Raw genomic sequence first — 11,838 nt, 5'->3', positions numbered from 1 at the left:
CCGGCACGTTTGACTATGAGTTTGTCCGGCAGATCCCCAAGAAACCGGGAATGCGTTACCGACTGGAAGGCTATCTGTTTCCGGAAACCTATGAGATCAAACAAGGCGCCACGGAACATGAGATCATTGATAGAATGCTAAAACAGTTTGACAAGGTGGTCTCTCCGGATCTTCGGGAGAAGTTCAAAGCAAATGGTTTATCTTTGCATGACGCAGTGACGATGGCATCCCTGATCGAAAGAGAGGCCCGGGTGGCCAAGGAACGTCCGACCATTTCGGGAGTTATCCATAACAGGCTGCAGCAAAAGCCGCCGATGCTTTTGCAGATTGATGCGACCATCCAGTACGTGGTCGGGCAGAAACCGGAACTTCTGTACAAAGATCTTGAAGTGGAAAGCCCTTACAACACATACAAGTACGAAGGGCTGCCGCCGGGGCCGATTGCTTCTCCAGGACTGGACAGTCTTAAAGCGGCCGCCTCACCCGAGAAACATGAATTATTCTATTATGTCACCAAGAAAGACGGAACTGGCGAACACTACTTTGCCAAAACACTTGAGGAACATAACCGCAACATTGCGCTCAGTGAGCAAAAGAGATAGGCTTGCATGACACATAAGGTCGTCGCGCACACTAGCCGATAGAAAATCATGGGCAGCAACAACTGTTGGCATGAAATGGAGTGTGGGACAGATGACGGAAGAAGGTCGGCAATTTGAACCCGAACTGGCGGATGAAATGGAAATGGTGGTAACCGACTGTCTGATCGGAGAATTCGAATTGGAGAAGTTGAAAAACGGTTTTGCGGTACCGGTGATCGGGGACGAGCCCTGCGAGGAGCACCGGGCATTGTCGGAGGTACAGGAGCAGATTGAATGAATTCCACTGATTTGATTTCCTATATCCGCAATCTGGTTCCGGAACGGGATGAGCAGTTGCATCGAATGGAACAAAGGGCGGAAGAACTCTATATACCCATACTGGACCTGGAAACATCCCAGTTGCTGCGGGTGTTGTTGCGTTTATTCAACCCGGAAAGGATCCTGGAAGTTGGCAGCGCCATCGGGTATTCGGCCATCGTCATGGCCCAATCCTGCAAGGCTTCTATCCTAACCATTGAGCAGGATTCCGACAGGGCGGAAGAAGCTCTGCGAAACATCCAAGCGGCGGGTTTCTGCAACCGGATTCAACTGCTGAAGGGGGATGCATTTGACTTGCTGCCAGCCATGCGTCCCGGATCAGAGGAAGCCTTTGACGTGGTGTTTCTGGATGCGGCCAAAGGGCAGTATCCCCATTTTCTTGAATTGGTGCTGCCCCTTCTTCGGTGTGGAGGAATTCTGTTCAGCGACAACGTGTTCTTTCAGGGGCTGGTTGCGGGTCCTGAGCATGTGAAACACAAACTGCGGACGATTGTGATGCGGCTTCGGGAATACAACCAGATCTTGGTTGACCACCCCCAGCTGGAAACGGCGTTTGTCCCGCTTGGTGACGGACTGGCTATCTCGGTCAAGAAGTAACTGAGTGGTATCGCACTGGTTAATGCAGCTATCTAATAGGCATCCCGGGAGTCGATGATACAGGGATATTCGGATTATTCACTTGGTTTGATCACACTTTTCAGAGATAATTTTATTATGAAACCTCCCTCACACAAGCATTTGAGTATGGAACTTGGATCGCTGCAACTGAGATAAGCTTGAACGAACATCCAATCAGACATAAACAAAGAACCTTCCTAAATCAAAGCATGTCCACCCGTTTTCCCGCCCTGCACATGATTCGAACTTTACTCCCCGAGCGCATCATTTGGAATTCCCAGCGTATACGCGGGTCATAGTTTGCACATTGTAGATATGAATAAGGGAGGGATTTTCAGTTGGTGTGGATTCTTTGGCTGTACCTATTAAATACGTTCTTTATGTTAATCGTAGCCTTCCGCGAGGTACGCAGGCCGGCCAAGGCCTTGAATTGGCTAACCATCTGTCTCATTTTGCCTGTCATCGGTTTCGGACTCTATCTCATTACATCGAATCCTGTACGCATTCGTCGTGAAAGACTGATTTCTCCAAACAATAAGTCGGACACGTTGCCTGATTCATTCAGCCGCTCGGCCTCGATCATCGCTAATGCCTTACGGCATTTGACCGTGCTTGGGCTTCGGGCTGGACGAGTTCAGGTGCTTACGAACGGCATTGAAACATATGAAAAGCTCATCGAATCCATACGGAACGCGCAAAGAACGATTGATCTGGAATATTTCATATACCGGGATGACCAAATTGGCAGGCGCATCACGGACCTGCTGATCGAACGGTCCACGGCCGGAGTGAGGGTCCGTTTTTTGAGAGACGGTTGGGGAAGCCGGCAATTTCCGCGATGTCAGATCATTCGGATGATGGATGCAGGGATTGAATCCCGAACGTTTTTTCCAGCGCGTTTCCCTTGGGCATTGTCCAATTGGAATTACCGGGATCATTGTAAGAACGTTGTGATCGACGGAAAAGAAGCTTTTACAGGTGGGATCAACATCGGGTATGAGTATACCGGACTGAAGCCGAACGTAGGGTTCTGGCGCGACACCCATTTGCGAATCGAAGGTGAAGTTGCGGCCGATTTGCAGGCTGTCTTCGAAGCCCATTGGAACATTGCTTCGCCGGAACGGATGAAGACGAGAACGCGCTGGAACACAAAAGCTGAGGATACGCAAAAGCCGCTGGGTCCAAGACATCTATCGCAGAACATCGCTCCAGCCGGCAGGGCCGCTATTTCCGAATGGTCGGCAGAATGGGGCACTGAGTTGGGCACCATGGATGACACCGGCGTTGACACCGTCCCGAGCACAGATGCGATGCACAAAGCGTACGTGCAGACGTTTGAAGGTAATCCCGGAATTCCTACTCAAGTCATCCGGGAGGCCTACTTCATTTGCCTGACACAAGCGACCCGGACCATTGACATCACCACCCCCTACTTTGTGCCCGATGCCGATATCATCATGGCGCTAAAGACAGCTGTGGCGCGAGGAGTGCGCGTAAGATTGCTGGTTCCTCGCCGCCACATGGATCGCACAACCGTGATCGTGGGCGCTGCAAGCCGCACCTACTATGGAGAACTGTTGGAAGCCGGGGTCCATATCTATCTGTACAACAAAGGTGTGTTGCATGCGAAGCTGATGATTATCGATGGGGAGATTGCCGAAGTAGGTGCCGCAAACTTTGATATGAGAAGTTTTCGCCTGGATTACGAGGTGTGCGAAGTCTTGTACAGTGCAGATGTGGCACAGGAACTTACAGAGCAATTCGAGCGCGATCTCACCGATTCTGTGCCGTTGCGCATCGAAGATTTGCTGCAGCGCCCCCTTCCACAGCGAATTCTTGAGCAAGGAGCACGCCTGCTTTCCCCGTTGTTATAGCCTAGTGCTTATCCGGCGATAGAAAGGGGGATTAAGTTTGTATCTCCATTTAACGATTGAACTTTTATCGGGCTTTATGGGCCTGTTCATCATTACCAAGATTTTAGGCAAAACACAATTCAGTCAGGTAACACCGTTTGATTTTATTTCTTCTATTTTTTTAGGAGAGCTCGTAGGAAGTGCAATTTATGATGAAAAGGCAACAGTCTTAACGATGCTGTACTCTTTATTTTTGTGGGGAGTGCTCATGGTTGCCATGAAAATTTTAGGACAGAAGTCTTTAAAAATAAGAGGTTTGATCGACGGGAATCCATCTGTCGTAATTCGAAATGGAATGATCATCCGAAAAGAATTAAAAAAGAACAGGATTAATATCCACGACTTGATGTATTTGTTACGGCTAGCTAATGTATTTTCGGTGCGTGAAGTAGAATATGCCATATTGGAACCAAACGGAAATATCAGCGTTCTTAAAAAATCGAACTATGAAACCGTAAAGCGACAAGATTTGAATCTAACACTGAAACCGGTATCATTGCCAACAACTTTGATAACTGACGGGGAAATTATTTGGGACAATCTTAAAGGTGTAGGTTTTGATAAAAAATGGTTGGAAATGCAGATTCAGTCTCATGGGATAAATCAAGTGAAAGACGTTTTATATGCTGAATGGAAGGAAAACGAAGGGATTTATATAGTACCTTATTCTTAATTCCCTTACCTACTCAGACCCACGATGGAGCATGCCAAAAACCTTGTTTAAGTTCCCGGATTCCCGGCAAAACTGGTGCTAGATATCAGTGAACGGGGTGGGAACGATGAGTTCTGCATCAGTCCAGCGGCGAATGGTATGGATACTGGCCATTGTCACGCTTGGTTTGGCCGCCTTGCTGGGGCGGCTTTTTTATATTCAGGTGCTGGGGCGCCATGATATGCAGGGAAGGGATCTGGTGGCTGCATCGGTTGATCAACGGAGGGAGACCTTCGTGATCGATTCGGGAAGAGGGGATATCCTGGATCGTCATGGCCGGTCCCTGACAGGGTCACGCATTCGTGGGGTGCTTGTCATGCCGCTTTGGGCAGAGGGTCCCGACCCGGTTAAAGTGGAGGAAATGGCCCGTATTCTTCGATTAAGGCCGGAAGTCCTCCGGAATGGACTGGCAAAGATCAATCGTCCATCCCTGCTTCGCACACCTGCTGGAGATGGGAAAGAACAAATTGTTGAAATAACGGAAGAGCAGGCGAAGTTGATTGAGAAACTGGAATTGCCCGGAGTCTATCCCAAGGAGGTAAAAGTCCGGTATGGTGAGAATTCCCTGGCTCGCCACGTGATAGGCTTTATCGGCCAGGACCCGGAACTTGTCAGGCAGGCATTTGGCGGCAAATACCCCCTGCATGAACAGATCGGCAAGATGGGACTTGAGTTTTTGTTTCAGGATGATTTGCGCGGGCTTGGATACAACAAGTCGATTTCCTATTTTATTGATGCGGGCAAACGACCGGTCAACGGATTGGGCATTCGGGTGACGGACGAAGAAAACCGTGCTTTGTCGGTGAAAACCACTCTCGATCTCGATGTCCAAAAAGCTGTCGAAACTTCCATGGAGAAGCACGGTCTGAACAAAGGTTCGGTAGTCATACTTGACGCCAGGACAGAGGAAATACTTGCCATGGCCAGCCGTCCCCAATATGACCAGAATGCACCTGTCACCCGGGGCGAGTACCCGGTCAACAAAGCGGTACAGGCCGATTTTCCCGGTTCTGTGTTCAAAGTGGTTGTGGCAGCGGCAGCATTGGAAAAAGGGGTGGTTCGTCCGGCGGACCCATTTTACTGTCCCGGATACATTGAGATTGGAGACGGCAAATTGAATTGTTGGGCGGAACACGGTTCTATCACGGCGGAGCAAGGTTTCGCCCGTTCCTGCAATGTGGTGTTTGCCAGTCTCGCCATGAAACTTGGGCGACCTGCGATTGAAGAATATGCGCGCAAAATGGGCCTCGGACAGCTTGTCACCCAGCCTGTTGACGGGAAACCCCAGTTATACGGGGAAGAACACGGGCAGATTTTTGCCAAGAAGGAAACGTCCTACCGGTTGCTTGCCAATACGGGAATCGGGCAGGAAGATGTTCGGATGTCCCCCTTGCAAGCGGCCCACATGATGGCGGTGATTCTGAATAACGGGATAGCCGGAAAGCCCAGACTGGTTCAGGAATTGCTTACCAGCACAGACGGAATGCTGTACAAGACCTATCCTGCTGCCAAGCAACAGGGGCCATTGCTGGATAAGGAAACGGCAGCGGAATTGCGAAAGTGGATGCGCCAAACGGTGGATTCCCCGAAAGGGACGGCACACCTGCTTGCCTCAGCGAAAGTTCCCCTGGCAGGAAAAACAGGAACCGCTCAAACAGGAATGGCCGGTCTGCATCACCATTGGTTTGCCGGGTACGCCCCTGCAGACAAACCCAAGTACATCATTGTGGTAATGGCAGAGGATGTTGCGACGGACTCCGGCAGCCAACTCGTGCAAAACGTTACCAAAGAAATAGTGGATCAACTGTTTTGAACAGCTTGGAAAGTATAAGTTTTGGTAGTCTGAAATAACTAACATGCTATATGGAAAATAACCGCCGTTGTTACTGTTTGGTATTATGGTTGAGGCGATTGTTTCCAGAAATTATGTATGGACAAAATTTCCTCAATGCATGTATCCTTAAACACGAATAGTGGAATCTCGCTAGTCATAAAATTTCATATCGTTCTCGTCTAGGTGCCCTTGTGAGACCAAGGGGTAACAGGGAATCGGGTGCAAATCCCGAGCGGTCCCGCCACTGTAACCGGCGAGCTCTCTTTCATTGATGCCACTCGAATAATCGGGGAAGGCGATAGAGCGCGATGATCCGGAAGCCAGGAGACCTACCTAGAAGCGAGCACACCCAGTAGCCTTCGAGGAAAAGGTGCGGTGTATAGAATTGGAACCTTGCGTCCATTGTCTTAGTGTGCGGGTTACCATGCATGTACATACCCCAGCCTTTTCGGCTGGGGTTTTTTGCTGGGGTGAAATGTTCAAAGACATGCGAGGGACTCAAAACTGAATCTTTATCATCAAACAGGAGGATGGAAAAGAAATGAAATCAAATCAGAGTAGTCGTATCTTATTGTTTGGATTGTTGACAATGGCGATGGCAGTTCTTCCGGCATGCGGGAACTCAACGAAAGAAACTTCGACACAGGGTGCTAAGCAGCAAGCGGCAAAATCGAATGCCTATCAACCGGTCACGATCTAAAACTACAATCGCACCCTTACTTTCAAGGAAGTGCCGAAACGGGCAGTTAGTTTGAACCAACACACTACAGAAATCATGTTGGCTCTCGGTTTGGAAAAGCACATGGTCGGGACGGCGTACAATAGCGACGGTGAATTTCTTCCCGAATTAAAAGAAAAGTTCTCGAAAATTCCGGTTTTAGCCGAAAAATATCCTTCTTTGGAAGTGTTGATGGGAGTGAACCCGGATTTCGTTTATGGACGCGAAAGTGCTTTCAAGGGTAAAGAACAAGTTGCGTCGGTTGATGAACTGGCGAAATACGGGATTAACTGCTACGTAGCCAAGGGAACTTATGTGACGGGAGCCAAAATGGAAGACGTCTACGAGGATATCCTGAACCTCGGTCGCATTTTCAACATTGAACAAAGGGCGAAAGAACTCGTTTCATCCATGCAGAAAGACATTGAAGCCATCCGGTACAAAATCGGAAGCGTTGAAAAACCGATTCGCGTGTTGGTTTATGATAGCGGGGAAGACACGGTGTTCACGGCTGGGCAATCGTTGCAGACTTCGCTAATCACTTTGGCGGGCGGCAAAAACGTGTTCGACGATATTGCGAAAAACTGGGCGAAGGTTAGTTGGGAAGAAGTGGTCAAGCGCGATCCGGAAGTCATTGTTATTAACGATTACGGCAAAACCAAGGCGGAGGATAAAATCAAATTTCTTTCAAACAATCCAGCGCTGTCAAACGTCACGGCGGTTAAAAACAAACGTTTCGTCGTTCTTCCGCTTTCTAGCGTCTTTGAGGGAGTAAGGAATGTGGGCGCGTTGGAAACGTTGGCAAAAGGTTTTTATCCCGAAAAATTCAAGTGAGAGCGGACGAGGTTAACTTAAAAGGGGTGAATTGTTATGCAAAATGCAATTCCAAACGAAGACTTGCCTATTTCCAGAGCCAGTAGTGGCACGGAAGAAGCAATCGAAAAATCCGGTATTCGCCAATATCGGGTTTGGTATTCTACCATCTCAATCAGTTTGGTGATTGCCCTTGTTGTTTCGATGACCGTTGCAATCACCCTTGGACCGGTTTCGATTGAACCAGGAACGGTATGGCGGATTGCGTTATCGCACATTCCCTTTTTCAATGAATGGGTGCAAGCGCATTGGTCGAAGGCGCAAGAGCACATCGTCTGGGATATCCGTTTTCCGAGGGTGCTGCTCGGAGCCGTTGTCGGTGCGGGATTGTCCGTTGTGGGTGTTGCGATGCAAGCTTTGGTGAGAAATTCTCTTGCCGACCCCTACATTCTCGGTGTATCCTCGGGTGCTTCAGTTGGTGCCACGCTTGTTATCTTGTTTGGTGCATTCGGGATGTTCGGTCAATACGCCCTTTCGTTCGGCGCGTTTGCTGGGGCTCTTTTATCGATCGTGTTTGTCTTTTTTCTTTCCCAGGTGGGAGGGCGCATTTCAACGGTTCGGTTGCTGCTCGCGGGTATTGCGGTTTCCGCAATATTGATGGCGCTGACGAGCATTATTATCTTCGCTGCGCCCAAGGAGAACGGAATTCGTTCGGTGCTGTTTTGGCTCAAGGGCAGTTTAGCGGGGGCGAAATGGGACTATTTGACGATTCCCGCTCTTGCCGTCGTTGCGGGCACCGTTGTTCTTCTCTTTCAGTCGAGATCTCTCAACGCTATGCTCATGGGGGAGGAAACCGCGATTACCCTCGGAGTGAACACGGAACGTTTTCGAAAATTTCTTTTGGTCATCACCGCGCTGTTGACGGGCGTGATCGTTGCAATTAGCGGGGCGATCGGTTTTGTTGGACTTATGATGCCCCATGTCGTCCGACTCGTGGTAGGTTCCGACCATCGTCGCGTCTTGCCGATCAGTTCATTGTTAGGGGCAATATTTGTAATTTGGGCTGATGTGATCGCACGTCTTTGGTTCGCTCCGGAGGAGATACCGATTGGAATCATTACTTCGCTCTGTGGAGGACCGTTCTTTATTTGGCTTATGCGCCGAAGCTCTTATTCGTTCGGAGGTGGCGGGTGATGAATCTTACAGTCGAGAACGTGTCGGTTTCCATTGATAAAAAAACGCTTTTGAGAAACATTGGTTTGCGGGTGGAAGCGGGAGAATTTGTCGGTATGATCGGTCCGAACGGGAGCGGAAAGTCGACGCTGCTGAAAAGCGTTTACCGGATTTTGCAGCCTGATGCCGGTATCATCACTTTGGACGGGGAAGAAATTCATCGAATGTCTCCGCGTCAAACGGCGCAACGAATGGCTGTTGTCCGCCAGGAATCTCCCGTCGAGTTTGATTTCTCGGTTAGGGAAATTGTAATGATGGGACGTTCTCCTCACAAACGACTGCTTGAATCTGACACTGCACAGGATCGAGAGATTGTTGACGACGCGCTGTCTCGCGTCGGAATGCAGGAGTTTTTGGAACGAAGTTATACGACACTGTCGGGGGGCGAAAAACAGCGGGTACTCATTGCCAGAGCTCTTGCTCAGCAAGCGAAATTTCTTGTTTTGGATGAACCGACCAACCACCTCGACATTCGGTATCAACTGCAAATTATGGATCTGGTCAAAGTTCTTAATGTCACGGTGCTTGCCGCATTGCACGATTTGAATATCGCCGCAGTGTATTGCGATCGTCTCTATGTCATTGAGTCTGGGGAAATTGTCGCGTTCGGCACCCCCGAGGAAGTGCTTCGTACCGATATAATCCGCGATGTGTTCGGCGTAGAAACGGAAGTCATCATCCATCCGATTACCGGAAAACCTCACATCACCTTCTTTTCGGATACGAGAGTTCGCAAAACCCGAGGAGGACGATGAAGTGGCTTTCAGCAAATGCAACTTCTGCGGCTTTATGTATGATGAATGGTTCGAGGACTGTCGGAACGGCGTTCCTCCAGGAGTACCGATCACCGATTTGGCGGGAACGCTTTGTTCGAGATGCGGAATGCAAGGGGTGCGCCACGAAAAACAGACCAATCCGAAATACACGGGGCTGGAAGCCGAATACTATGACCAGTTCGCTGGAAAAGCTGGCATCGCGTTTTATCGGGAGTGGATTGTCGGGTCGGGCGCGCAAATTATGTCGTTTTTTGGCTAATATTGTTATAAAATATAAACATATCCTTAAATGTTGCCTGGAGGCAGAGGTTCAACAATGAAGAACAAGAATCATAGGAACCTGATTTCGTTTTGTGAACAAGAACTTGCCCATCTTGAACAATTCGTTCACGAACTTGAACCGGAGGATCACAACAACACACTTCAATTCGCCAAAGAAACGATTGGCGAAATAGCCGAAGCCATCAAAAAAGGAGACCGGGCCAACCTGAAGATGCTGAAGGAGATCTCCATGAAACTGGACGAATTGGCGGAAAAGCTTCAAGTACCCGCATCCAAACCGGATCATTCCCAAACCATTCTTGCCATGCTGGAAATGTTTGATCTGATGGATTTTATGGGTTCCAACATGCAACCGGATGACGAGAACTGGACACGCCAGTTTCAACAGGTTATCGAAAAAGCACTTGCCCTTTTGCAAAAGATTGGAATTCAAGAACTGAAGATCGAGAATCAAATGTTCGACAGTGAAATTATGGAAGGGATCGGAACCGTATCTCAGAATGAAATCAATCGTGAGCTGGAAAAGAACTCTGTTTATGCAGTCATGCAGCGTGGATTCCGTTATTCCGATTCAGGAGAGCTGATTCGTCGGGCCAAAGTCATCACGGTAGTGTGAAAATTCGTACCGTAAAGAAGGTTGAGTCGATGAATATTGCGCAAGAATTCTATCAGCAAGCAATAAAAAAGATTTCCCTTGGAAACTATGAAAAGGCAAAAAGACTTCTGGAGTCCGCGATACATAATGGTGAAGGCCACTCCTTGATTTACTGGACTTTGGGGTTGATCGAGGTTTCCATGGGATATCCCCACAAGGGTCTGGAGAGATGGAAATCTGTCAAACCGGAGGCCATACCTGATATTCACGAAAAAATTGAACACGTAGCTTCTTTCCTGCCCAAGTACGAAGAAGTAAGGCGGCTCTATAACGAAGCGGTCGATTTTGCCAAGTTTAAAAATTGGAAAATCTGCAGGTCCCGATTTTTCCGGCTGATGGAAATGGCAAGTGCAATCCCGCTGCCTGCCGACATTTATTATGGGTATTACCTGACGTTGATTGTGTCCGGGGAATTGCAAAAGGCTGCGAGCGAAATGGCAAATGCCCCGGCCTATGTCAGAACAACGCCACGGTTCAACGTTCTGGAAACCAAACTCAAAGCTCAGCTCACATCAGATAGGAAGGTCCAAACGGGGAAGAAGAGAATCTACTATCTGCGGATTGCTTCCGTCATGGGAATCCTGTTGACGGCGGGAAGTCTGGGGTATGCGGTCATATCCAACTCTGTGCAAGAGGCCAATGGAATCGTTGGGGAAGAGAAGAAAGTTCCCGACTCTCAAAGCGTCAATGAGAAAGAACTGAATGTTCGGCTCAGAGAGCTTGAACAAAACTATGAAAAACAAAAACTGGAAACGAAACAACTCCGGGAACTGTTTCGTTATGCGAAAATCGATCTTGACGACACCGTTCTCAAGGCTTCCCTGAACACTTATCTGGAGGGCTACAGTCTGTTGAAAAAGGGCGAGCCTGCGAAAGCTTCCGAAATGTTTGAGAAGAGCAGGGAGCTGCACTCGGATTCGTATTTTGCCGATGACAATTTGTATTATCTGATCCAGGCAAAAGCAAAAGAAGGCAAAGCACAGGAAGCCAGAACCCTCAGAGAGGAGTTTATGGCAAAGACCGGGCAGCATTATCTCAGGTCCCCCTATTATGACGACATCCTGTTGCAACAAGCGGAAGACTTGATCCAACAAGGCAAGAAGGTGGAAGCTTTGCCTTTGCTGGATAAGATCATAACCGATTTTTCGAATGAATGGACGGCCCAGCGGGCAAGGGGGCTGCGAAGGCAGTTGTAGGGAGTTGGCTATTGAATTGAATAAATTATGGTTTTTTATAATGGGTCGCCCTTTTAGGGGCGTTTTTTTGTTTTTATTTAGACTCCCATGCCGCTGACGCGGCACCATCAGATGATGAAAATAGTCTAAGTTTTGTATAATCTTCTTACGGCTGGCGAAGGGAGGTCG

The 11,838-nt window shown here is 48.7% G+C and carries 13 protein-coding genes and 1 riboswitch; all 13 genes read left to right on the top strand.

The annotated features are described in order from the left end of the window. On the top strand, positions 1-602 hold a 602-nt coding region (gene mltG / locus EFBL_RS21230), incomplete at its 5' end, for an endolytic transglycosylase MltG (RefSeq protein ID WP_231705755.1). 91 nt (positions 603-693) lie between these two features. After that, complete coding sequence (locus tag EFBL_RS10205; protein WP_096182036.1) at positions 694-879, top strand: hypothetical protein; 186 nt, start codon at positions 694-696, stop codon at positions 877-879. Beyond that, the gene (locus EFBL_RS10200; RefSeq protein ID WP_096182035.1) at positions 876-1,517 is read left to right on the top strand and encodes an O-methyltransferase; all 642 of its coding nucleotides are present in this window, start codon (positions 876-878) and stop codon (positions 1,515-1,517) included. Before EFBL_RS10205 ends, EFBL_RS10200 begins: the two co-directional genes overlap by 4 nt. A gap of 359 nt (positions 1,518-1,876) precedes the next feature. Further along, complete coding sequence (locus EFBL_RS10195; RefSeq protein ID WP_096182034.1) at positions 1,877-3,412, top strand: phospholipase D-like domain-containing protein; 1,536 nt, start codon at positions 1,877-1,879, stop codon at positions 3,410-3,412. Between the two features lie 37 nt (positions 3,413-3,449). Next, a complete protein-coding gene (locus EFBL_RS10190) occupies positions 3,450-4,124 on the top strand; it encodes a DUF421 domain-containing protein (protein ID WP_341769647.1) in 675 nt (224 codons plus the stop codon). Between the two features lie 106 nt (positions 4,125-4,230). Beyond that, positions 4,231-5,976 (top strand): peptidoglycan D,D-transpeptidase FtsI family protein, encoded by a 1,746-nt coding sequence (locus tag EFBL_RS10185; protein ID WP_096182033.1) that lies wholly within the window; start codon positions 4,231-4,233, stop codon positions 5,974-5,976. A 185-nt stretch (positions 5,977-6,161) separates the two neighbouring features. After that, positions 6,162-6,348: riboswitch (cobalamin riboswitch) on the top strand. A gap of 190 nt (positions 6,349-6,538) precedes the next feature. Beyond that, on the top strand, positions 6,539-6,697 hold the full coding sequence (locus EFBL_RS21225; protein ID WP_231705754.1) for a hypothetical protein: 159 nt from the start codon (positions 6,539-6,541) through the stop codon (positions 6,695-6,697). A gap of 51 nt (positions 6,698-6,748) precedes the next feature. After that, positions 6,749-7,549, top strand: a complete 801-nt coding sequence (locus EFBL_RS10180; protein WP_231705753.1) for an ABC transporter substrate-binding protein — start codon at positions 6,749-6,751, stop codon at positions 7,547-7,549. 36 nt (positions 7,550-7,585) lie between these two features. Next, positions 7,586-8,722 (top strand): FecCD family ABC transporter permease, encoded by a 1,137-nt coding sequence (locus tag EFBL_RS10175; RefSeq protein WP_096182032.1) that lies wholly within the window; start codon positions 7,586-7,588, stop codon positions 8,720-8,722. Next, positions 8,722-9,516, top strand: coding sequence for a heme ABC transporter ATP-binding protein (locus tag EFBL_RS10170; protein ID WP_096182031.1), 795 nt, complete (start codon positions 8,722-8,724; stop codon positions 9,514-9,516). The genes EFBL_RS10175 and EFBL_RS10170 overlap by 1 nt, the downstream gene beginning before the upstream one ends. A 1-nt stretch (position 9,517) precedes the next feature. Continuing rightward, on the top strand, positions 9,518-9,796 hold the full coding sequence (locus tag EFBL_RS10165) for a hypothetical protein (RefSeq protein ID WP_231705752.1): 279 nt from the start codon (positions 9,518-9,520) through the stop codon (positions 9,794-9,796). A 57-nt stretch (positions 9,797-9,853) separates the two neighbouring features. Further along, positions 9,854-10,435: a nucleotide exchange factor GrpE gene (gene grpE, locus EFBL_RS10160; RefSeq protein ID WP_165912656.1), complete on the top strand. Its 582-nt coding sequence runs from the start codon at positions 9,854-9,856 to the stop codon at positions 10,433-10,435. A gap of 29 nt (positions 10,436-10,464) precedes the next feature. Beyond that, positions 10,465-11,670 carry a tetratricopeptide repeat protein gene (locus EFBL_RS10155; protein ID WP_131927745.1) on the top strand — a complete coding sequence of 402 codons (1,206 nt, stop codon included), beginning with the start codon at positions 10,465-10,467 and terminating at the stop codon, positions 11,668-11,670. Positions 11,671-11,838: the final 168 nt, after the last annotated feature.

Source organism: Effusibacillus lacus (assembly GCF_002335525.1).
Taxonomy (GTDB): domain Bacteria; phylum Bacillota; class Bacilli; order Tumebacillales; family Effusibacillaceae; genus Effusibacillus; species Effusibacillus lacus.
The sequence above is the reverse complement of the archived record's forward strand: the minus strand, read 5'-3'. Positions and strand labels throughout refer to the sequence as shown.